Raw genomic sequence first — 20,620 nt, 5'->3', positions numbered from 1 at the left:
TGCAGTCGGCCGGGTCTCGTCAGATCAGGTGCGTTTGGGGAACAGTCCACGCAAGGCACGACGCGAGAGTTTGCCATTGGCGCCTGCCGGCAATTCCGACAGGTGCACGAAGGCGCGCGGCAGCTTGTACCGCGCGATCCGTTCCTCAGCATAAGCTGCAAGGGCTGACTCGTCCAGCGGTTCGGGACCGGTATAGAAGGCGACGATGATCCTTGTGTCGGCCTTGACCTCCACATCCGTGACGCCGACGGCCGTGATGCCCGGATGGGGCGCCAGCGCGGCCTCTACCTCCAGCGGGGACACCCGGAAGCCGCCGGCATTCATCATGTCGTCCGCCCGGCCCAGATAGGAAATCTCTCCGTCTTCCGCCATCGCGCCCAGATCGCCGGTGACGAACCAGTCGCCGCGGAAGCGGGCGGCGGTGTCTTCCGGCGCATTCAGATAGCCCAGCATCAACCCCGGATCCGACCGGTGGATGGCGATCACACCCTCGCTGGCATTGGGAAGGGGCTGGGTGTCGTCGGTGTCGCCGGCCTTCAGGATCGCCACGCGACGCCCCTTCTGCGGCCGGCCCAGCGTGTCGCCCCGCACCGGGTGCGATGGGCTGGACGAGATGAAGGTCGAACACTCCGACATGCCGTAAGCCTCGTAAAGCTCGGTCCCCGTGGCGGTCTTCCACGCCATGTGGAGCGGCTTCGACAGCTTTTCGCCGGCCGTCAGACCATGGCGCAGCGCGGGCAGCGGGATCCGGTCGCGGCCCGTCAGGATCTTGCGGTAAACCCCGGGGGCCGCGGCAAAGATCGTGGCCTGGTGCTGCGCCAGAAGATCGGGCAGCGCGCCAAGATCGGTGCCGGGTTCCGGGATCAGCGCCGTGGCGCCCATGGTCCAGGGATCCATCAGCCCGGTGCCCAGCGTGAAGGTCCAGTTGAAGGCGCCGGCATGGAGCAGTCGGTCTTCGCCCGTCAGGCCGTACCAGCCGTCGATCATCATCCGGCGCGCCCAGATCGCACGGTGCGCGTGGCCCACGGCCCGCGGCTTGCCCGAGGTGCCGGAGGTATAGACGATATAGCCCAGCCGGTCCGGATCCCCCATCTGCCAGTCGCAGGGCGGCAGCGCGCGCATGGCCTGCAATTGGTCCAGCGGGATGGTCCGGTCGTGGGGGGCCGTCGCGGCCTCGGGCGCGTGCAGCACGGCGGCGGGGGACAGGTCGGCCAGCATCTTGGCGACTTCCGGCGTTGTCAGCTGAGACGAGGTGGGGACCGGCACCAGGCCGGCGGCCAGCGCGCCCAGATAGGCGATGGGGAAGTCGACCGTATTGCCCAGCCGCATCAGGACGATGTCGCCGGGGGCAAGGCCTGCCTGCAAGAGGCCCGTGCCGGTGCCGCGGACGGCCGCTTCCAGCGCTGCATAGGTCCAGGTCCGGGCCCCGTCGGGGCCAAGCACGGCAAGCGCCGTCTTGTCGGGGACAGAGGCGGCACGGCCCAGCACATGAGCGGCCATGTTGAAGGAAGCGGGGCAGGGCGCCGGGGCGCCGCGATCGTAGAGGGACACCATGCGCCCCCGGCTAGCGCGAGGATGCAACCGATGCAAGCCGGATGAAGGCCTCCCGGATGACGGTCCCTATGTGAGGGACCACCTGTGAGAGTTCCCGTGCCGGTGCGGCCCGAGTTGAACGGACTGCGTTTCCATGGCAATCAGTCCTGCGCCCGGATACGCCGTAGCCGCCGGCAGATGAGGACCCCGACATTGCACCCAGCCAAGCCCGAAGACGACAGCGACCAGCCCGCCATCCTGCGCATTGCCCGCGGCAGCGGCGAGGAGCATTTCGGAGAGCCGCTGGACCTGGGCCAGCGGGTGCGCGACCTGCGCAAGGCCCGGAACTGGACGCTGGAACAGGCGGCCAGCCAGGCCGGGCTGGCCCGGTCGACCCTGTCGAAGATCGAGAACGGGCAGATGTCGCCCACCTATGACGCCCTGAAGAAGCTGGCCGTCGGGCTGGAGATTTCGGTGCCGCAGCTGTTCACGCCGCCCAAGCGTGGCCAGGTGAACGGTCGGATGGTGAACACCCGCGCGGGCGAGGGCACGGCGCTCGCGACGGCGACCTATGAACACGACCTGTTGGCCGAAGGCCTGACAAGGAAGAACATGCTGCCCTATCGCGCGCGGATCCGGGCGCGGTCGATGGACGAATTCGATGGCTGGGTCCGCCATGATGGGGAAGAGTTCCTGTACGTCCTGACCGGGGTCATCCGGCTTTACACGGAATTCTACGAACCGCTGGAGATGCGGCGCGGGGACAGTGCCTATTACGATGCGGCCATGGGCCACAATGTCGTGTCCGTATCGGTCGAGGATGCGACGATCCTTTGGGTGACGTCCCTGGTGTAAGCGTTCGGGGGGCATGCTCTGGTCCCACCGCGAAGATGGGCCCGCCATCTTCACGAACCCGCCATCGCTTGTGCTGCCTGAGACATCCGCCCTCCGCATCAAGGGCAAGTCGCGCGTGCCGTGCGGGGCTGACGCCGCCCTGACGCAGGCGCCGGGATACCTCCGGGACGGCAGCGCGACGGTGGCTCCGCGAAGATGGCTTTGGAGGTGGCGGTGGGGTCAGTCGTCGAAGAGAGGGCGGAGGGTCAGGTAGCCCAGGAAGACGGCAGAGATCTGCATCACGATGAACATCGGCGCGTGGCCGGGAGAGATGCCGGCGAAGGTGTCGGTGAAGCTGCGGGCGATAGTCACGGCCGGGTTGGCGAAGCTGGTCGAGGACGTGAAGAAATAGGCACCGGTGATGTAGAGGCCCACCAGCGCCGGCACCGCGTCGGGACGGGCGCGAAGACCGCCGAAGATCACGAAGAGCAGGCCCAGCGTGGCGAGGAGCTCCGAGAACCACTGGGACGGGCCGGTGCGGTGCATCGTGGCAGCGGTTTCGAAAATGGGCAGATCGAACATGAAATGCGTGGCCCAGACGCCGATCAGGCCGCCGGCGATCTGGACCAGTGTATAGAGCACGGCGTCGCGCCGGCCGATCCCGCCCTGAAGGTAGAAGGCTAGCGTCACCGCCGGGTTGAAATGGGCGCCCGAGATCGGACCCAGTACCGTGATGATCGTCACCAGCATGCAGCCGGTGGCCACCGCATTGCCCAGAAGTGCCAGCGCGACGTTTCCGCCGGACAGCGTGTCGGCCATGATGCCGGACCCCACGACGCCGATCAGAAGCATCGCGGTGCCCAGCCCTTCGGCCGCCAGCGTCCGGGGGATCATGCCGGTTCCGCCACGTCCGCGGCGACGCGTGCCAGGGTGGCCCGGTCCAGGGCCTCGACCGGTTGGGCCAGGAAGGCCCGGGCCCGGGCGTGCAGCGTCTCGAAGGCGGTGCGGAAGGCGGGCTCCCACGCGTCTTCCGGCGCGGCGGCCGGGTCGTCCACGCCCCAATGGGCGCGGACCGGGGTGCCGGGCCAGATCGGGCAGGTTTCCCCCGCGGCCGAGGCGCAGACGGTGATCACCATGTCCATTTGCGGTGCATCCGCCCGGGCGAACTCGTCCCAGCTTTTGGACCGGGCCGTCCCCGCCGCCATGCCCGCGGCCGCGATCTGGCGCAGAGCCTGGGGATGGACGCGGCCTGTCGGGCAGGACCCGGCGGACCAGGCCTGCACACGGCCCTGACCAAGGGCGTTCAGGATCGCTTCCAGCATGATGGAGCGGGCGGAATTGCCCGTGCAAAGAACCAGGATGTTCATGGTGTAGATGGCCGGGGCTGGGGACGGATGGCGTTCAGGCGGTGCTAGGCGGGAATTTCGGTCCGGAGGCCGGCAAGGTCGTCCAGGCGGTGCTGCAGATCGACCCGGTCCAGCCGTTCCAGCGGCAGGGCGGCAAAGACGCGGATGCGGGCATCCAGCAGATCGAAGGCATGGCGGAAGGCGTTCCGGCGGGCTGTGGCGTTGCCTTTCACGGCGTCCGGGTCCTCCATGCTCCAGTGCGCGCAGAGCGGACGGCCGGGCCAGGCGCAAACGTCTTCGTTCGCGGCCATGTCGCAGACCGTGATCACCAGGTCCATCTTCGGCGCCTGGTCGCTCAGGAAGGTCGCGATGGTCTTTGGGGTCAGGCCTTCGGCCGGAATGTCGTGGCTGGCCAGTGTCGCCACCGCGTCGGCATGGGGGGCCGGCGCGGGATGGGTGCCTGCAGAGAAGACGTTGAAGCGGTCGCCGGCGGCCGTGCGCAGGATCGCCTCGGCCATCAGGGATCGGCCGGCATTGGCGGTGCACACGAACAGGACGTTCATCCGGCCGCCGGTTTCCGCGATCAGCGGCAGGTCAAGACCGCCCGGCGCCAGGCAAAGATCGGGCCGGTTCTGGCAGCAGTCGGACACCATGTGATCGAAGAAGCTGCGGATCGCCGGCAGGGCGGCCCGGTACTGAAGCGACGTCCCGGCCCGGTACTGGTCGATCAGCCCGGCCTGCCGCAGGGCTGCCAGGTAGGTCGACGTCGTACTGGCCGGAAAGTCCAGCACTTGGGCGATCTGCCCGGCGGGAAGGGCGTCGGGGAAACGGCGCATCAGCAGTCGGAAGATATCGAGCCGGTTGGGATGCGACAGCGCAGCGAACTTGTTATGAAGAGACGTTTTCATGTTTCTCGAAATATAGAAATCGTTACCGAAGTCAACGCCCATGGCGATGCCATCGCGCTAACGGCGCAGAGACAATTCAACCATAGGCGCGGCGAGGCAGCGCGGGCCGAGGTCCGCGCTGGTCAGGATATTAACAGGTTCAGCTGTCTTCCCACCACCAAAAATCGGGCATGAAATAGGGCCCGTCGCCGTAAATTGGCAGCGGATGGCCAAACTTCATTTGCCGGACATGTGCGATTCGTCCGACCTCGTACCGCCATATCGGAATCACGTAACGTCCGGTTGTAAGAACACGATCCAATGCATGCACTGCGTTAGAAAACGCCTCGGGGGTCGTGACCTGCACCAGTTGTTCAATCATGGCGTCGGCAGCGGGAGAGGCGATTCCCGGCAGGTTGCGCGTGCCTTCGGCATTCGCCCCGCCCGATCCCCAATAGAACCGCTGTTCGTTGCCGGGCGACAGCGACAGCTCTCGACGGATCGGGATCATGTCGAAATCCAGCCCGGCCTCGCGCTGGACGAACTGGGCGTCATCGACCCGGTCGACCCGCACCTGTATCCCCAGCTTGTCCAGCGCCTGGGTATAGATGTCGAGCACGCGCGCCATGGACTGGTCCGCCTGGCGCAGCAGAACGGTGAACTGGAAGGGTCGGCCTTCGGCATCGACCAGGCGGCCCTGGTCGACCGTCCAGCCGGCCTGGGCCAGCATCCGTGCAGCCTGCCGCAGGTTGCCGCGATTGCGCGCGGTGCCATCGCCCACGGGCAGGTCGTACCCGTCCAGCGCGCCGGGCAGCAGCGTGTCGGCAAAGGGGTCCAGCAGGGCGCGCACCGCAGGATCGGCAGGGCCGTGCCGCATCGCCAGATCCGAGCCCGAGAAATAGGAGGTGATCCGCTTCTGCCCGCCGCCGGTCATCGTGTCGTTGATGAATTCGAAATTGAACGCCTGCAGCATCGCCTCGCGCACGCGCCAGTCGTCGAAGGGCGGGCGCCGCGTGTTCATCGCAAAGCCGGTGATGCCCGACGGTTTGCGATGCGGGATTTCGGATTTGACGATGTCGCCGCGCTGGACGGCGGGGAAATCGTACTGGGTATCCCACTTCTCGGCGTTGAATTCGCGGACGGCAGAAATCTCTCCGGCCTTGAAGGCCTCGAACAAGGCGGTTTCGTCGCCGAAATACTCGATCCGCAGCTCGTCGTAATTGGAGCTGCCGGCGCGGAAGGGCAGATCGCGGCCCCAGTAGTCGGGATTGCGGCGAAAGGTGACCGACCGGCCGATGTCGTAATCTGCCACGACATACGGTCCGGTGCCGACGGGAATGTCCTGTATCCCGCCATCGGCGATGCTTCGTCCTTCCCATTGGGCCTTTTGCAGGATCGGGCGCAGGCCGGCGATCATCGCCAGTTCGCGGTTGTCCTCGTTGAAGGCGATCCGGACGCTGTGGGGGCCCGTCGGTTCTATACTTTCGATCTTGCTGGCAAATCCCATGTAGCGGGGATGGCCTTCGCGGCCGAGCGTTTCGAACGACCAGATCACGTCGTCGACAGTGACCGGTGTGCCGTCGGAAAACCGCGCCTCCGGGCGCAAGGTGAATTCGACCCAGGACCGGTCGTCGGGAGTATCGACGCTTTCGGCCAGAAGTCCGTAAAGCGTGAAGGGTTCGTCCCAGGATCGGCCCATCAGGCTTTCATAGCCCCAGAACGACATCTGCCACGGCACGCGGCCCTTGGCGACGAAGGGGTTCAGGCTGTCGAAGCTGCCAGAGTTTCCGAACACCACCCGGCCGCCCTTGGGCGCATCCGGGTTGGCATAAGGAAGGTGCGTAAACCCTTCCGGCAGCGCAGGTTCACCATAAAGAGCGATGCCATGGGCCGATTCTGCGGCAGCGGGAATCGCCCCGGCTGAGAGGGTCAGGAGGCACAGGCCAAGCGTTGCCGCCGCCCGCAAGTTTTGGAAAAAATCAGGGGGCACAGAAGCAACAATCCCAGTTCGGCCTTGTTTTGTTGACCGCAAAGCTATCCGCGTTCCGGCGCGATTTCAAACTTTTCGGTTGGACGATGGCGGCAGATTGCTTATAAAGAGGTCACTGCTCGATAGGTTTCTTGCCTGTATGAAACCTGCCTCAATAACTTAACGCCCGCTTCGTGCGGGCGTTTTTTTTGGCCCAGTTTCCGCCGGGATGCGAGGGGCGATCTTGGGCGGGGGGCGCGCATGGGCGGATCCTTGCCAAGGACCGGTCTGCCTGCCTTCGAGGCACGCAGGGCGAGAACGGGCCCGAATTGGCTGATTGTCAAAATAGCTCTTGCTGCGGCAGCGCAATACGCCTGATACCTTAGCGTGTTACCGCTGACACGGGCTCCGTGTCGGTACGGACCGTAACGCAACAAAGTGCAGAGGTTTGCCATGTCGTTGTCAGGAAAAACCGCCATCGTGACGGGGTCGAATTCGGGGATCGGGTTGGGGATCGCCCGCGAACTGGCCAAGGACGGCGCGAATGTCGTCCTGAATTCGTTCACCGACCGCGACGAGGATCACGCCCTGGCCGAGGAGATCGGCAAGGAGTTCGGGGTCACCGCGCGCTATATCCAGGCTGACATGTCGAACGGCGAAGACTGCCGCGCACTGATCGAAAAGGCCGGGTCTTGCGATGTCCTGGTGAACAATGCCGGCATCCAGCACGTGGCGCCCATCGACGAGTTCCCGGTCGACAAGTGGAACGCGATCATCGCGATCAACCTGAGTTCTGCCTTCCACACCACGGCAGCGGCGCTGCCGATGATGCGCAAGGCCGGCTGGGGCCGGGTGATCAACATCGCATCGGCCCACGGTCTGGTCGCGTCGCCGTTCAAGTCGGCCTATGTTTCGGCCAAGCACGGCATTGTCGGTATGACCAAGGTCGTGGCCGTGGAAACCGCGCAGGAACCGATCACCGCCAATGCGATCTGCCCCGGCTACGTCCTGACCCCGCTGGTCGAGGCACAGATCCCCGACACGATGAAGCAATACAACATGACCCGCGACGAGGTCGTGAAGAACGTCCTTCTGGACCGCCAGCCGTCGAAGGAATTCGCCACCGTGGAACAGCTGGGCGGCGTTGCGACGTTCCTGTGTTCGCCGGCGGCGGACCAGATCACCGGCACGACGATCAGCGTCGACGGGGGCTGGACCGCGCTCTGACCGGGGCGCTGACGGAAGAGGAATGATCGGGGGCCGTGGTGACCGCATCGCGGCCCCCGCAGACGTGCAGACCAAATAGGAATTGGCGCTTCGGTCCGGTGCGGGGAGGGCATCGGACGAGGTCCGGATAACAGGGACAATCGGTGATGGCCAAGACGACGAAGAAGATCAATCTCGCCCTTCAGGGCGGCGGGGCGCACGGCGCCTTCACCTGGGGTGTCCTGGACCGGATCCTGGAAGAAGAGGATGTGGAGGTCGCCGCCCTCTCCGGAACCTCGGCCGGTGCGCTCAACGCGTCGGCCTTCAAGGCGGGCTATGCCAAGGACGGCCGTCAGGGCGCCAAGGACATGCTGGACTGGGTCTGGAGCGAGGTCGGCGCCGTAAACGACACAAGGATGGAAGCCTGGATGGAAGGCGTCGACCTGTGGTCGATGGCCCAGGCGATCGAGTATTCCCCTGGCTTCGCCATAGCCGATTTCTGGAGCCGGGCGGTGTCGCCCTACAGCTATGGCCCGTTCTACCGCAATCCGCTTGAACCGATCCTGGCCAAGTTCGATTTCGACTGTGTGGCCCACGAGTCGGGGCCGGCGCTGTTCATCTGTGCCACCCGGGTGCGCAACGGCAAGATCCGCGTCTTCCAGGGCGAGGAGATCACGGCGCAGGCGATCATGGCATCCGCCTGCCTGCCGACGGTGTTTCAGGCGGTGAAGATCCACGACAGCCAGACCGGACGGATAGAGGCCTTCTGGGACGGGGGCTTTACCGGCAATCCCGCGCTCTTCCCGATGTTCGAACCGCAATACCCCGACGACATCGTCATCGTGAACATCAACCCGATGGAGCGCGAGGTGATCCCGGTCACGGCGCACCAGATCCAGAACCGGATCAACGAGATCAGCTTCAACTCGTCGCTTCTGCGCGAATTGCGTGCCATCGACCTTGTGCAGCGGCTGATCCTGGACGGGACCCTGGAAAAGGGGCGGATGTCGCGGGTGCTGGTCCACATGATTTCCGACGATGCGCTGATGAACACGCTGTCGGTGGCGACGAAGCTGGTGCCGAACCCGGTGGTGCTGAGCAAGCTGAAGGCGGCCGGGCGTGAGTCGGCCGGATCCTTCCTGAAGCGTCACAAGGACGATATCGGCGAACGCAGCACCATCAACCTGCGGACCATGTTCGCCTGATCCGGGCTTCGGGGGCCGGATCCTGTCCGGCGCCCGGTCCACCCGCCTGTGACGGTCGGGACCCGGTGTCCCTGAATTTTCCGGTCTGGGGGCCTGCGGGCCGGGTTACTCGATCCGGCCGGCGGCCATGCGGGCGGCGCCGTTGGCGGGCGGCGTTTCGCCATTCGCGTCGTCCCCCCCGCGGCGCAGCCGGCGCCGGCGCACATGGGGCACATCCTCCGGCTCTGCGGATTCGGGGGGATAGACCAGCCCGGCAGAGATCACGAGCTTCGCGGCATCCTCCAGGCTCATGTCCAGTTCGATCACGTCCTCGGCCGGGAAATACAGCAGAAAGCCGGATGTCGGGTTCGGCGTTGTCGGCACGAAGACCGACAGAAGCTTGCCCCCGGTATGGGCGCGGGCCACGATTTCGCCCCTGGCCTCGGTCGAGATGAAGCCGATGGCCCAGATGCCGCGGCGTGGATATTCCACCAGCACGGCCTTTTCGAAACTGCGTTCCGACTGGGCAAAGACGGTTTCGGAAATCTGCTTGATCCCGGAATAGATCGAACGGACGACCGGCATACGGTCGACCAGGCTTTCGGCGAAACGGATCAGCGACCGGCCGATCAGGCCCTTGGCGATCCAGCCGACGATGACCGTGAACACCAGGAATATGATCACGCCCACGCCGCGCAGGTTGATGCCGATATACTCCTCGGGGCTGAACCGCGACGGCACCAGCGGAAGTACGACGCCATCGACCCAGCCGGCCAGTGTCCACAGCAGCCAGATGGTCATGGCGACCGGCATGATCACGACGATGCCGGTCAGGAAGGAAGAGCGCAGTGCGGCCAGAAGGCCGCGACGTCGCTTGTCGTCTTCGAAGGGCGTCGTCATGGCACGTCCTGAATTGTCACGATGCAAAGGTAAGCAGTCGGTCGCCCGGCCACAATGCGGCGGCGCTGCATGAAGCGCGACGGCGACGGCTCATCCGTCGATCCCGCCCAAGGCTTGGGCGATCCGTGCCGCCAGCCGGGCATTGTTGCGGACCAGTGCGATATTGGCCACCAGCGATCGCCCTTCGCTGAGTTCGAAGATCTTCTGCAGCAGGAAGGGCGTGACCGCCTTGGCGGCGACGCCGTCCGCATCGGCCGCCGCCTGGGCCGCGTCGATGATCGGCTGAAGCGTCGACAGCTCGATTTCATCCTCGGCCGGGATCGGGTTCGCGATCAGCTGCCCGCCGGGCAGTCCCAGCGCGGCCCGCATCCGCTGTGCGCGGGCGATGGCATCGGGGCTGTCCAGCCGCAGCGGCGCCTTCAGGCCCGAGGTCCGGGACCAGAAGGCCGGCAATTCGTCCTGGCCATAGGCGATGACGGGCACGCCCAGGGTTTCCAGCACCTCCAGCGTCTTGGGCAGGTCGAGGATCGCCTTGGCCCCTGCGCAGACAACGGTGACCGGCGTCTGCGCCAGTTCCTGCAGGTCGGCCGAGATATCGAAGCTGAGTTCCGCGCCCTTGTGGACGCCGCCGATGCCGCCGGTGGCAAAGACCTCGATCCCCGCCAGCCGGGCGGCGATCATCGTGGCGGCCACCGTGGTGGCACCGGTGCCGCTTTCGGCCAGACAGACGGCCATGTCGGCGCGCGACAGCTTTGCGACGTTCCGGGCCTGTCCCAGCCGGTCCAGCTGATCGGGGTCCAGTCCGACATGCAGCCGGCCATCCAGCACCGCGATAGTCGCGGGGCAGGCGCCTTCGGTGCGAATATCCTCCTCGACTGTGCGGGCCGTCTGGATGTTCTGGGGATAGGGCATGCCGTGGGTGATGATCGTGCTTTCCAGCGCGACGACAGGGGTGCCTGCGGCCCTGGCGGCCTGCACTTCGGCGGAAAGGACGGGAGTGATCATGTCGGGGCTGCTCCGGATACGTGGCGGGCGGCGGCGTCGAGCGCCGCTTTCAGGGCGGTCTTACGGTCATTCCCGCGGATGAGCGAGGCGATATGGGCGGCCAGGAACAGGTCGCCTGCGCCGGTCACCTGCCGGGCCGACACGACGGGCGGGGCCATGGACAGGGTGCCTTCGGGGGCTGCATCCGTCACCGGGGCCGCGCCGTCGGTGACGACAACGGTTTCAACACCCGCCTCGCGCAGGCGGCGGGCGGCATCGGGGGCGGTGACGTGCGGATCGCCAAGAAGCGCGCCGGCCTCGGCCCGGTTGACGTAAAGCGTGGTGCGGGGCCGGGCGATATGCGGCAGGAAGCGCGGCGCCTTGGCGGGCGAGGCGGGCACGAGACACAAGGGCACATCCGCCAGCCCCGGCGAGTGGATGACCGCGGTCAGCGTTTCCCGGGGCAGGTTGGCATCGATCACCGCCATGCCGGGCCAGGGTGCGGACAGCCGGCCGTTCGACAGGGGCGCGGCCAGGGCCGGGCCCGCGATTTCCAGAGTGGAGGTATCGGCCACGGCCGCCAGCAGACCGGCCGGGGATTCGATGGCCAGGTAGGCATCGGTACGCTTGCCCGGCAGGCGGACAAGACCTTGCGTGCCGATCCCGGCCTCGATCGCGGCGGTCTGCAGGGCCTCGCCATCGGTGTCGCCGCCCAGCGCGGCCAGCAACGAGGTGGGAATGCCGTGCCCGACCAGCGCCCGCGCCACGTTGAAGGCCACGCCGCCCGGGCGGCGCACGATGCGGCCGGGCAGGTCGGCGCCGGGCGCCGGAACCTCGGACGCCATGGCGATATTGTCCCAGTGAAGCGCACCGATGCAGAGAACCTGAGGCGTCATGCGGTGGCCGGCGTCACGGGGCCGTGTCCGGTCCAGACCGGGCCGGCCGACGCACGCCGGGGCAGGCAGTCTGTGACAGGGACGATGGCCATGAAACGCGCTCCACTGAGAATTGCCCACACCCTGCGTGTCACCGGGCCGGTGTCAAGCCTTTGGCCGGCCCTGATGCCAGAGTAAGACCGGTGCGCAGTACCACCGCCGGCCGGCCGGTCTTTGGATCCCGGAAAGGATGATCGCTGTCGACATCCGTTCGCTGGCCAAGGCATTCCTGTCTGGTCTCGACCCGTAACCGGCCCAGAAAGGCACCGGGACGTCCGTCGCGGTGGACCGTGACCGCACGGTCCGGCCCCGCCCGAGGTTCAGGGTTGTCATGCCGGGGCTGTCATTCTTCATCGCCGACCCGCGGCCGCTTCGGTGGCAGGCCCGGGTGTCGGGCGCCGCCCGTCCTGCCCCGATCCGGCCAGGGGCTCTACTTGAACACCGCTGCCAGTTCGGCGAGTGCATCTGCCGGATCCTCGGCCGACCAGATCTCGTCCCCGATCCCGAAGAAATCGACGAAGGGCGCCAGTTCGGCGGCCCGTGCAGGCGTCAGGGCACCTTCGGCCACGACCGGCAGTTCGATCATTTCCGACCACCAGCCGAAAAGCTCGTCCTCGACGATCGATCCGTCACCCAGACCGCCCGCCGTCACGGGGCCAAAGCTGATGTAATCCGCCCCAGCTTCGCCCGCCGACATCCCGTCGTGGCGCGAGGTGCCGCAATAGCTTCCGACAATGGAATCGGGCTCCAGTTCCTTGCGGGCGGCGCGAACAGAGCGGGCGGCGTCGCTCAGGTGGACACCGTCCAGGCCCAGCCGCTGGGCGATCTGGATATGGTCGGTCAGCACCAGCGCTATGTCGCGGGCATGGGCCGTTTCACGCAAGCTGTCGGCGGCGCGCGAAATCTCGTCCGCGTCACGGGTCGACAGCGTCAGGCGCAGGCAGCCGATCTCGACTCGGTCCATGACCCGGGCCAGAAGATCCGGGAACACGTGCAGGTCGAAGGCCGGCGGGGTGATCAGATAGATCTGCGGGGTCTCGGGCGCGTCCATGGCCGTCTCCTGGAAATGGGTTCCGCGGGGCTTATCCGATTGGCGGGCGCTTGGAAATGGGGCAGGGCGCTTGTCCTTCGCCTCGCACACCGCTAAGGCGGCCCGATCCACCGACAGAGAGAGCCCATGCCCACCGACCGCCCACAACCCGTTTTCGTGCTGGTCCGTCCCCAGATGGGCGAGAACATCGGTGCCGCGGCCCGGGCGATGTGGAATTTCGGCCTGGACCGGATGCGGATCGTGGCGCCGCGGGACGGCTGGCCGAACCCGAAGGCCGTCGCCATGTCCTCCGGTGCCGGGCGCCTGCTGGAAGAGGCGCAGGTGTTCGAAACGACGGCCGAGGCGCTGGCCGACTGTACCTATGTCTATGCTGCCACCGCGCGGCAGCGCGGGCTGACGAAGCCTGTCGTGTCGCCCGAACAGGCGATGACCGAAGGGGCGGAAAAGATCAACGAAGGCGGCCGCGTCGCGGTGGTATTCGGCCCGGAACGCGCGGGCCTTGAAAACGACGACATCGCCCGGGCGAACGCGATCCTGTCGGTGCCGGTGAACCCGGATTTCCCGTCGCTGAACCTGGCGCAATGCACCCTTCTGACCGCCTATGAATGGCGCCGTGCCACGGAAACGATCGTGGCGTCGACCGTCGAACTGGCCGGCAGCGAATGGGCCACCGGCCTGGAGATCGAAAAGCTGGCCGAGCACTACGAGGACCGGCTGGGCCACGCGGGTTTCTTCTTCCCCGAGCACAAGGCGGAGGGGATGAAGATCAACCTGCGCAACCTCTGGTCCCGAATGCCGCTGACTCGCGCCGATGTGCAGATGCTGCACGGCGTGATGCGCCAGATGGTGCGCTGGAAGGAACGCGGCGAGTAAGCCCTACTCGTTGCCGCCGGACCAGATCCGGGACCAATCGTCCTTCATGTCGATCAGGACCCAGCCGAATTTCGGCGCATCGTCCATCGCCTTGTTCAGCGTGCCCACGTGGCTGTCGCGATCATAGGCCCATTCCCTCGCCGCGTCCGTATGGTGCACGATCATGCCCAGCCGTTTGCCGTCGCCGGACGTGGTCCATTGCAGCATCTGGTAATCGCCGTCGGAATTGCCCACCGCCAGGATCGGCCGCTTGCCGATATGGGATTCGATGCCCACGGGCTTGCCCGTCTTGTCGTCGATGAACAGGATGCCGGGTTCCTTCATGATCACCGGCTTGTCGCCCGCAACGGTATAGGTCGACTTGGATGACGATCCGATCACCTGTTGCGTCGGGATGTTGTAGGCCGTCTGCGTGATCGACCGCATGAAGTCGATACCCCCGCCCGACACGATATAGGTCGAAAAGCCCTGGTCGCGCAGATAGGTCAGAAGCTCGATCATCGGCTGATAGGTCATGTCGATATAGAGCATGTCCTTTTCCGGGTGCTTCTGGGTCGTCAGGAACTCGCGCGCATAGGTCTTGAACTCGTCCACCGACAGGCCGGAATGGGTGGCGCCGATGACCTCCAGCAGGCCTTTTTCGCCCGAGGCGGCAAGCGCCTTCATGTCGCCCTTGGCGGCGGCGGTCAGGACGTCGTCCTTCAGGATGCTGGGATCGTCCTTGGCCATGGCCTGCAGACGGTTGATCGCGAAGAGCAGCTGGAAATAAACCGGCTGTTCGGCCCAGAGCGTGCCGTCGTTGTCGAAAGTGGCGATGCGGTCCTCGACCGGTACGAAATCGTCTGACGCCGGGTCGGTCACGGTGGCTACGAAATCCAGGATTGCGGTCTTCGAGGCGCCGGGTTCCCACGAGGGCAGCGGATCGGCAAAGGCCAGGGTCGCGGACAGGGCCGCGGCGATTACGGTCGAAATCAATAGGCGCATTTGTCCCCCTTTGCAGTACTGGTGAACACCCGCCCGTGCGGGCCGTTCGCCATAGTGCTAGCACAGCTTTAGCGGGAACTCTTGTGCAAACATGTTTGCAACGGGTTTCGGAATGAATGCACACACTTCGGTACCGCCCCGCCGGTCCCCGGGCCGGTTTGCGGCCGAACCCTTCTTGCTGTGTACCAGAACTGCCGCGTCAGACGTCCGGGTTCAGGGAGCGTCGGGTGGAATATACCCGCATTGCCCGGACCCTAGTCGTAGCCCGTCATCTCCAGATATCCGCGGCCCAGCGCCTCGCCGGACCGGCGGTCGGTGATCTCGACTGGTCCTTCCCAATAGGCGAAGGCGGTCCCCATCCATGCGTCCGGGTTCAGCGCCCGGACGGTCACGTCGATGCCGCGGGCGGGCAGGGCCAGATGCCATTCGACGGGCACCTCGCGGCCGGCCACACTGGCCTTCTGGCCCGGTGTCAGCTTCAGCGCGCCGTCGGGGTAGGGATCGGGTTTGCCGTCGGCGCCGATCCAGGTGGCTGCGGTGAAGGGCGTACCGGTCCCGCGCATTCGCGCCGCCATCAGCTGCGTCCCATCGGTGAAATCCAGCGCGAACCAGTCCCAGCCCTTCTGGTCGACCGCCATGGGGGCCGAGGACCATTCGCGGTCCAGCCAGGCACGCCCGGTCACCGCCACCGGATCTTCGCCCGGGAAGGTCACGACCCCGCGTGCCGTGAAAGCGGGCTGCGAATAGTAATGGCTGGCGCGCCCGTCCAGTGCCTTTTCGGAAAAGCCGTTCTGACCGTGCAGGACCAGCGGGCCGTCCGCCGAAAGCGTCAGATTATAGGCGAAATCATCGCCGCGCGCCGTCAGGTCCAGGTGGCTCAGCCCCTCTCCGGCGCGGCCTTTCATGGTCCAGTCGTCGATCCAGGCGGCAAAGGGATCGGCCGTGACGCCGGCCTGGCCGATGCCGCCACGGGCAAAGCGTTCGGCAAAGCGATGGACGGTGGAAGAGGTCAGCGCCGCATGGCCCATCCAGATCTGCGGGCTGGTCCAGCCCTTGGCCTCGACCGGTTCCAGGGCGGACCGGAACAAGGTCCACTGGACACCGCAATGGCGGCCCGAGGCATCGACCAGCGTCGCTGTCAGATACCACCATTCGGTGCGGAATTCGGGATGTGCCCCGTGATCGTGGGGGAAGATCAGCTGATAGGCGGGATCGGGCAGCGCAAAACCGTCGGCGTCGTCCGACAATCCGGCAAAGCCCTGCGCCCAGACGGACCGGGTCGCCGCAAGAGCCAGACCGCCGGTCAGGACAGACCGGCGGGCAAGAACGACAGTGTCACGTTTGCGGGCCATGCGCCGGATGTGGCGCCGCCGGCAGCGTTCGGCAAGCCCCCACCTTTGGTGGGGACGTCAATGCCGCGGGGTCAGCTGCGTTCCAGCGTGTCCCTGGAACTGACAAGCCGCAGATACGGGGCCTGACGGGTTGCGAAACCGCTTGTAGGCTCGGCCATGCCCGCCGGTTCCGCGGCGGCCTTGGGTGCCACGGGGACGGCCGGTGCAGCCGGTCGCAGCGGCGGGCGCTGGTCGCGCTGGGGCGGTTCGGCCGCAGGCGCCGGTTCGAAGACGGTCTGGGGCTTGCGGACCATGTCCTCGTCCCCCGGACGGCCGGTGACGGACCGGATCGACACGGTGTCGACATCCAGCCGCAGCGGCGCGACCGGCTTCTTGTCGAACAGGATCACGCCCATGCAGCGCGTGACCTCTCCCAGGTCGCTTTTCAGCGGCAGCAGGATCGCGCGCGCTTCGACAGTGCCGGTAAAGGACGCGGCCAGCTTGCCCCGCAGCGTCGCCGCCGGGCGGCAGGACAGGTGCAGTTCCACGACCGCAGGGGCCGAGAAGACCTCCTCCAGCACGGCGGCCATCTGGCGACGGGCGACCGCCGAGAAAAGCGCGGTCATCGGCAGGCCGCGCAGTTCGGTCCCGGCATATTCGGTGAAGCGCGAGCCGGCGATGCGGAACCGTGCCTCGCCCTGGGCCACCCGTTCCAGGATGAAGGTGTCAGGCAGAAGGCTCGACAGCCCGCGCGGTGAAATCTGCGAGCGACGGGGCACGCCGCCATCTTCGCGCAGCGCGGCCCAATAGGCCTCGGCCTGGCGAAGGGGTGTCAGGCCCGGACCGCCGCCCGAACGGAACAGCGGGACCACCTTCGAGGCGGCAGCCCTGAAATTCAGTGTTTCGCTTCCCGTCGTGCGCTTGGACATCTCTACCTCTCAGGTCCGAAGAAGAATTCGCGTCTCTATTGTCACTTGGGCGAGTCCAGGCCGCTTTCTTATAGCGGGAAAACGCGTCCATCTGTTCGCCAAAGACCGGGTTCTTCGGTATGGACACCTGTCCTCTGGGGCGTGATGACTATACTAAATTGCCACCAATTAGACTGATTTTGGATAGAATTGATAAGATCTGGTTAACGCGGCGTTCACCTTAACTGAATCTTACCGCGCGGTGTATGCGGGCCACGACCGATTCCGGCGTCCCCGGCGGGGGCCTTGCCCTCAGGCAGTCCTTGGCATTAGGTGCGGCCCATGCGGCAGCGCAGCATCCTATGTGCCGCCATGGCAAAGAAAATTTTAATCGAAAGGCGCCCCATGCTGAAATCGATGACGGGATTTGCGGCCGCCAAGGGCGAACTGGGCCGCTATAGCTGGGGCTGGGATCTGCGCAGCGTGAACGGCAAGGGTCTGGACCTGCGCCTGCGGGTTCCCGACTGGATCGACGGGCTGGAAGCCGCCGTCCGGGCCGAACTTTCGAAGACGGTGACTCGGGGAAACGTTACCTTGAGTCTGCGTGTGACCCGCAGTGACGGGACCGCGTCCCTGGCGATCAATTCGTCGGCGCTGGACGCCGCGCTGGCTGCGATCCGCCAGATCGAGTCGCTGGCTGCCGACAAGGGCGTAACGCTGGCGCCGACAAAGGCCGCGGACCTGCTGCATGTGTCGGGCGTGATGGTCCAGGCGACGGAGGCAGAGGATCATGCGCCGCTGCTGAAGCAACTGAAGGCCGACTGTGCATCCCTGGCCCGGGCCTTCGACGGGATGCGGGCCCAGGAAGGCGCGGCATTGCAGGCCGTGCTGGCGGGGCAACTGGGCCAGATCGCGGCGCTGACGGAAGAGGCCGCGAAACGGGCCGAGGCGCGCAAGGAGACGGTGGCCGAGACGCTTCGTACAAACCTTGCCCGCGTGCTGGAGGCCACCGATGGCGCCGATCCCGACCGGGTGGCGCAGGAACTGGCGTTGCTGGCGGTCAAGGCCGACGTGACCGAGGAGATCGACCGCCTGCGCGCGCATGTTGACGCGGCGCGCGCGCTGATCGAGGCGGGCAGCCCCGCGGGGCGCAAGCTGGATTTCCTGATGCAGGAATTCAATCGCGAGGCCAACACGCTGTGTTCCAAGGCACAGTCGGTGGCCCTGACAGAGATCGGACTGGAGCTGAAGGCGGTCATTGACCAGATGCGCGAACAGGTCCAGAACGTCGAATAAGCCTTTCAAAGGACGGACATCATGACAGATCGGCGCGGCCTTCTGATCATCCTGTCTTCGCCCTCGGGCGCGGGCAAATCGACACTCGCCGGCAAGCTGCGGAAGTGGGATCCGTCGATCACCTTTTCGGTGTCGGCGACCACGCGTCCCCCGCGCGAGGGCGAGGTGGATGGCGAAGACTATTACTTCATGAGCCACGAGACATTCAAACGGCATGTCGCGCAGGGCGAGATGCTGGAACATGCGCATGTCTTCGGAAACTTCTATGGCTCGCCCAAGGCGCCGGTGCAGGCCGCGATCGAGGCGGGGCGCGATGTCCTGTTCGATGTCGATTGGCAGGGGGAACTGCAGATCCGGAATTCCGACCTGGCGCCCCATGCCCTGTCGATCTTTCTGCTGCCGCCATCGATCCCGGAACTGCGCAACCGCCTGATCGCCCGGGGCAAGGACAGCGTGGAAACGATCGCCGGCCGGATGGAGAAGAGCTGGGCCGAGATCAGTCACTGGGGCTATTACGACTTTGTCCTGGTGAACGAGGATCTGGACAAGACGGAACGACAGCTGCGGACGGTGATCGAGGCCACGCGCCTGCGCCGGACCCAGCAACCCGGCCTTCTGGCGCATGTGCGCAAGCTGCAGGCCGAATTCGAGGAGATGACATGACCATATATGCCCTGGGCAGCGTTGCGCCCCAGCTTCACGCCGATACCTGGGTGGCGCCCGACGCCAACCTGGTCGGCAACATCGTCCTGGAAGAAGGCGCTTCTGTCTGGTTCGGCTGCACGCTGCGCGGCGACAACGAGGAAATCCGTGTCGGCGCCGGGTCGAATGTGCAGGAAAATACCGTCTGCCATACCGACAAGGGTTTTCCGCTGACCATCGGGCCGGGTTGCACCATCGGCCACAAGGTCATGCTGCACGGCTGCACCATCGGTGAGAACACGCTGATCGGCATGGGGGCAACGCTTCTGAACGGTGCGAAGATCGGTAGGAATTGCCTGATCGGCGCCGGTGCGCTGATCACCGAAGGCAAGGAAATCCCCGACGGTTCGCTGGTTATGGGATCACCTGGCAAGGTCGTGCGCCAACTCGACGAGTCCGCGATCGAACGGCTGCGGATGAGTGCGTTGCACTATCAGGAAAACATGCGCCGCTTCCGCGCGGAACTGACAGAGGTCGGCAGATGACGAAAGACAAGGGTCCTCTTGGGGGCTCGCTGATGCGGCCTTTTCCGGCGCCTGGCAGTGCCAGCTGGCCGGTTGTCACGCCGATCTATCCGTCGGTCGTCTATGCCTCCGAAACCCCGGATGCGCTGGACGCGCAGTACGAAGGCCGGGTGTCGGGCTATACCTACTCGCGCGAAGGCCATCCGAACGCGGATGTCGTGGCGAACCTGGTGGGCGCCATGGAAGGGATCGAAGGCGGTACGCTGACCGGGTCCGGCATGGGCGCGGTGACCGCTGTGCTGATGGGGCTGTTCAAGTCGGGCGATCACGTCATCGGGGGGAACCAGCTTTACGGCCGGTCCCTGCGCATGATGAAGGAAGACCTGCCGCGGCTGGGCTTCGGTGTCAGCCTCGTCGATGCCGGCGATGCTGACGCGGTGAAGGCCGCGATCCGGCCCGAAACCAGGGCCGTGCTGATCGAGGTCGTGGCCAACCCCACCTTGCGGATTGCCGACCTGGATGGAATCGCGAGGGTCTGCCGCGAGGCGGGCGTTCTGCTGGTCGTGGACAATACCTTCACGACGCCGCGCGCGCTCAGGCCCTTCGAGCATGGCGCGGATATCGTCATCCACTCGCTGACGAAGCTGCTGGCCGGGCATTCCGACGTCATGCTGGGCTGGGTCGGCGCCAGGGACGCGGCGATCGCCCAGCGTCTGGATGTCTTTGCCGTCACCGCCGGGCTGACGCCCAGCCCCTTCGACTGCTGGCTGGCGGAACGCGGTATGCTGACCTTCCCGCTGCGGTTCGAAAAGGCGCAGGCAAACGCCAGGGCACTGGCCGAGGCGATGGTGGACCTGCCGGGCATGGCCCGCGTGATCTATCCCGGGCGGCCCGATCACCCGGATGCCAACCGCGCCGCGGCGCTGGTGGGCGGGCAGGGCGGCAACATGCTCAGCTTCGAACTGACCGGCGGGCGGGCGGCAGCCAATGCCTTTACCGCGGCGGCCCGGGGGCTGAACTTTGCGCCCACGCTGGGGGATGTCGGCACCACGATCTCGCACCCGGCATCGTCGTCGCACCGGGCACTGACGCCCGAGGAACGCGGTGCCCTTGGCATCTCGGAAGGTTTCTTCCGGCTGTCGGTCGGATTGGAGGAGACGGAGGCGCTGATCGAAGTTATCACCGCCGCCGTAGATGCCGCGAACAGGGCCGGTTGACGGCCGGCCGGGACCA

Annotated in this window: 20 protein-coding genes; 8 read left to right on the top strand and 12 right to left on the bottom strand. The window is 66.0% G+C overall.

Annotated elements, in window-relative coordinates:
• Window positions 1-24: 24 nt before the first annotated feature.
• Window positions 25-1,554, bottom strand: coding sequence for a class I adenylate-forming enzyme family protein (locus FQK05_RS00810; RefSeq protein ID WP_158963654.1), 1,530 nt, complete (start codon window positions 1,552-1,554; stop codon window positions 25-27).
• Window positions 1,555-1,788: 234 nt separating this feature from the next.
• Between FQK05_RS00810 and FQK05_RS00805 the strand changes: the two genes are divergently transcribed.
• A complete protein-coding gene (locus FQK05_RS00805) occupies window positions 1,789-2,388 on the top strand; it encodes a helix-turn-helix domain-containing protein (protein WP_407644484.1) in 600 nt (199 codons plus the stop codon).
• Between the two features lie 219 nt (window positions 2,389-2,607).
• Here FQK05_RS00805 and FQK05_RS00800 read toward each other — a convergent pair whose 3' ends face one another.
• From FQK05_RS00800 to FQK05_RS00785, 4 genes are all read right to left on the bottom strand, one after another.
• Window positions 2,608-3,261, bottom strand: a complete 654-nt coding sequence (locus FQK05_RS00800; RefSeq protein WP_158963650.1) for an aquaporin — start codon at window positions 3,259-3,261, stop codon at window positions 2,608-2,610.
• The gene (locus FQK05_RS00795) at window positions 3,258-3,734 is read right to left on the bottom strand and encodes an arsenate reductase ArsC (protein WP_158963648.1); all 477 of its coding nucleotides are present in this window, start codon (window positions 3,732-3,734) and stop codon (window positions 3,258-3,260) included. The genes FQK05_RS00800 and FQK05_RS00795 overlap by 4 nt, the downstream gene beginning before the upstream one ends.
• A gap of 44 nt (window positions 3,735-3,778) precedes the next feature.
• Window positions 3,779-4,621, bottom strand: a complete 843-nt coding sequence (locus FQK05_RS00790; RefSeq protein WP_158963646.1) for an arsenate reductase/protein-tyrosine-phosphatase family protein — start codon at window positions 4,619-4,621, stop codon at window positions 3,779-3,781.
• A 139-nt stretch (window positions 4,622-4,760) separates the two neighbouring features.
• Complete coding sequence (locus FQK05_RS00785; RefSeq protein WP_158963644.1) at window positions 4,761-6,590, bottom strand: extracellular solute-binding protein; 1,830 nt, start codon at window positions 6,588-6,590, stop codon at window positions 4,761-4,763.
• A gap of 432 nt (window positions 6,591-7,022) precedes the next feature.
• On the opposite strand from FQK05_RS00785, the gene FQK05_RS00780 reads away from it, so the two are divergent.
• Both FQK05_RS00780 and FQK05_RS00775 read left to right on the top strand, forming a co-directional pair.
• Window positions 7,023-7,796: a 3-hydroxybutyrate dehydrogenase gene (locus FQK05_RS00780; RefSeq protein WP_158963642.1), complete on the top strand. Its 774-nt coding sequence runs from the start codon at window positions 7,023-7,025 to the stop codon at window positions 7,794-7,796.
• 146 nt (window positions 7,797-7,942) lie between these two features.
• Window positions 7,943-8,980: a patatin-like phospholipase family protein gene (locus FQK05_RS00775; RefSeq protein WP_158963640.1), complete on the top strand. Its 1,038-nt coding sequence runs from the start codon at window positions 7,943-7,945 to the stop codon at window positions 8,978-8,980.
• A 105-nt stretch (window positions 8,981-9,085) separates the two neighbouring features.
• Here the strand turns inward: FQK05_RS00775 and FQK05_RS00770 are convergent, their stop codons facing one another.
• From FQK05_RS00770 to FQK05_RS00755, 4 genes are all read right to left on the bottom strand, one after another.
• A complete protein-coding gene (locus FQK05_RS00770) occupies window positions 9,086-9,859 on the bottom strand; it encodes a DUF502 domain-containing protein (RefSeq protein ID WP_158963638.1) in 774 nt (257 codons plus the stop codon).
• Window positions 9,860-9,949: 90 nt separating this feature from the next.
• Entirely contained in the window at window positions 9,950-10,864 is a 915-nt protein-coding gene (locus FQK05_RS00765) for a pseudouridine-5'-phosphate glycosidase (RefSeq protein ID WP_158963636.1), read from the bottom strand.
• On the bottom strand, window positions 10,861-11,739 hold the full coding sequence (locus FQK05_RS00760) for a PfkB family carbohydrate kinase (protein ID WP_158963634.1): 879 nt from the start codon (window positions 11,737-11,739) through the stop codon (window positions 10,861-10,863). Before FQK05_RS00760 ends, FQK05_RS00765 begins: the two co-directional genes overlap by 4 nt.
• Window positions 11,740-12,208: 469 nt before the next feature.
• Entirely contained in the window at window positions 12,209-12,829 is a 621-nt protein-coding gene (locus FQK05_RS00755; protein ID WP_158963632.1) for a thiamine phosphate synthase, read from the bottom strand.
• Window positions 12,830-12,955: 126 nt separating this feature from the next.
• Here FQK05_RS00755 and FQK05_RS00750 point away from each other — a divergent pair, with 126 nt between their 5' ends.
• On the top strand, window positions 12,956-13,702 hold the full coding sequence (locus FQK05_RS00750; protein ID WP_158963630.1) for an RNA methyltransferase: 747 nt from the start codon (window positions 12,956-12,958) through the stop codon (window positions 13,700-13,702).
• Window positions 13,703-13,705: 3 nt separating this feature from the next.
• On the opposite strand, the gene FQK05_RS00745 is transcribed toward FQK05_RS00750, so the two are convergent.
• The 3 genes from FQK05_RS00745 to FQK05_RS00735 form a co-directional block, all read right to left on the bottom strand.
• Window positions 13,706-14,686 (bottom strand): HAD family hydrolase, encoded by a 981-nt coding sequence (locus FQK05_RS00745; protein WP_158963628.1) that lies wholly within the window; start codon window positions 14,684-14,686, stop codon window positions 13,706-13,708.
• A gap of 254 nt (window positions 14,687-14,940) precedes the next feature.
• Window positions 14,941-16,038, bottom strand: a complete 1,098-nt coding sequence (locus FQK05_RS00740) for a lipocalin-like domain-containing protein (protein WP_158963626.1) — start codon at window positions 16,036-16,038, stop codon at window positions 14,941-14,943.
• A 71-nt stretch (window positions 16,039-16,109) separates the two neighbouring features.
• The gene (locus tag FQK05_RS00735) at window positions 16,110-16,946 is read right to left on the bottom strand and encodes a PAS domain-containing protein (protein ID WP_158963624.1); all 837 of its coding nucleotides are present in this window, start codon (window positions 16,944-16,946) and stop codon (window positions 16,110-16,112) included.
• 384 nt (window positions 16,947-17,330) lie between these two features.
• Between FQK05_RS00735 and FQK05_RS00730 the strand changes: the two genes are divergently transcribed.
• From FQK05_RS00730 to FQK05_RS00715, 4 genes are read left to right on the top strand one after another with little or no spacing between them, the layout of a single operon-like run.
• Window positions 17,331-18,221 (top strand): YicC/YloC family endoribonuclease, encoded by an 891-nt coding sequence (locus FQK05_RS00730; protein WP_158963622.1) that lies wholly within the window; start codon window positions 17,331-17,333, stop codon window positions 18,219-18,221.
• A gap of 21 nt (window positions 18,222-18,242) precedes the next feature.
• Window positions 18,243-18,884: a guanylate kinase gene (gene gmk / locus FQK05_RS00725; RefSeq protein ID WP_158963620.1), complete on the top strand. Its 642-nt coding sequence runs from the start codon at window positions 18,243-18,245 to the stop codon at window positions 18,882-18,884.
• Window positions 18,881-19,408 (top strand): gamma carbonic anhydrase family protein, encoded by a 528-nt coding sequence (locus FQK05_RS00720; protein ID WP_158963618.1) that lies wholly within the window; start codon window positions 18,881-18,883, stop codon window positions 19,406-19,408. The genes gmk and FQK05_RS00720 overlap by 4 nt, the downstream gene beginning before the upstream one ends.
• Window positions 19,405-20,604, top strand: coding sequence for a trans-sulfuration enzyme family protein (locus tag FQK05_RS00715; protein ID WP_233270305.1), 1,200 nt, complete (start codon window positions 19,405-19,407; stop codon window positions 20,602-20,604). Before FQK05_RS00720 ends, FQK05_RS00715 begins: the two co-directional genes overlap by 4 nt.
• The last annotated feature ends 16 nt before the right edge of the window (window positions 20,605-20,620 follow it).

Origin of the sequence: Chachezhania sediminis, assembly GCF_009765275.1 — a bacterium.
Taxonomy (GTDB): domain Bacteria; phylum Pseudomonadota; class Alphaproteobacteria; order Rhodobacterales; family Rhodobacteraceae; genus Chachezhania; species Chachezhania sediminis.
The sequence above is the reverse complement of the archived record's forward strand: the minus strand, read 5'-3'. Positions and strand labels throughout refer to the sequence as shown.

Bases quoted from the DNA above. Each gene is read 5' to 3' on its own strand.
- FQK05_RS00810 (WP_158963654.1), bottom strand. From the start codon at position 1,554: ATGGTGTCCCTCTACGATCGCGGCGCCCCGGCGCCCTGCCCCGCTTCC.
- FQK05_RS00800 (WP_158963650.1), bottom strand. From the start codon at position 3,261: ATGATCCCCCGGACGCTGGCGGCCGAAGGGCTGGGCACCGCGATGCTT.
- FQK05_RS00795 (WP_158963648.1), bottom strand. From the start codon at position 3,734: ATGAACATCCTGGTTCTTTGCACGGGCAATTCCGCCCGCTCCATCATG.
- FQK05_RS00790 (WP_158963646.1), bottom strand. From the start codon at position 4,621: ATGAAAACGTCTCTTCATAACAAGTTCGCTGCGCTGTCGCATCCCAAC.
- FQK05_RS00780 (WP_158963642.1), top strand. From the start codon at position 7,023: ATGTCGTTGTCAGGAAAAACCGCCATCGTGACGGGGTCGAATTCGGGG.
- FQK05_RS00775 (WP_158963640.1), top strand. From the start codon at position 7,943: ATGGCCAAGACGACGAAGAAGATCAATCTCGCCCTTCAGGGCGGCGGG.
- FQK05_RS00770 (WP_158963638.1), bottom strand. From the start codon at position 9,859: ATGACGACGCCCTTCGAAGACGACAAGCGACGTCGCGGCCTTCTGGCC.
- FQK05_RS00765 (WP_158963636.1), bottom strand. From the start codon at position 10,864: ATGATCACTCCCGTCCTTTCCGCCGAAGTGCAGGCCGCCAGGGCCGCA.
- FQK05_RS00760 (WP_158963634.1), bottom strand. From the start codon at position 11,739: ATGACGCCTCAGGTTCTCTGCATCGGTGCGCTTCACTGGGACAATATC.
- FQK05_RS00755 (WP_158963632.1), bottom strand. From the start codon at position 12,829: ATGGACGCGCCCGAGACCCCGCAGATCTATCTGATCACCCCGCCGGCC.
- FQK05_RS00750 (WP_158963630.1), top strand. From the start codon at position 12,956: ATGCCCACCGACCGCCCACAACCCGTTTTCGTGCTGGTCCGTCCCCAG.
- FQK05_RS00745 (WP_158963628.1), bottom strand. From the start codon at position 14,686: ATGCGCCTATTGATTTCGACCGTAATCGCCGCGGCCCTGTCCGCGACC.
- FQK05_RS00740 (WP_158963626.1), bottom strand. From the start codon at position 16,038: ATGGCCCGCAAACGTGACACTGTCGTTCTTGCCCGCCGGTCTGTCCTG.
- FQK05_RS00735 (WP_158963624.1), bottom strand. From the start codon at position 16,946: ATGTCCAAGCGCACGACGGGAAGCGAAACACTGAATTTCAGGGCTGCC.
- FQK05_RS00730 (WP_158963622.1), top strand. From the start codon at position 17,331: ATGCTGAAATCGATGACGGGATTTGCGGCCGCCAAGGGCGAACTGGGC.
- gmk (WP_158963620.1), top strand. From the start codon at position 18,243: ATGACAGATCGGCGCGGCCTTCTGATCATCCTGTCTTCGCCCTCGGGC.
- FQK05_RS00720 (WP_158963618.1), top strand. From the start codon at position 18,881: ATGACCATATATGCCCTGGGCAGCGTTGCGCCCCAGCTTCACGCCGAT.
- FQK05_RS00715 (WP_233270305.1), top strand. From the start codon at position 19,405: ATGACGAAAGACAAGGGTCCTCTTGGGGGCTCGCTGATGCGGCCTTTT.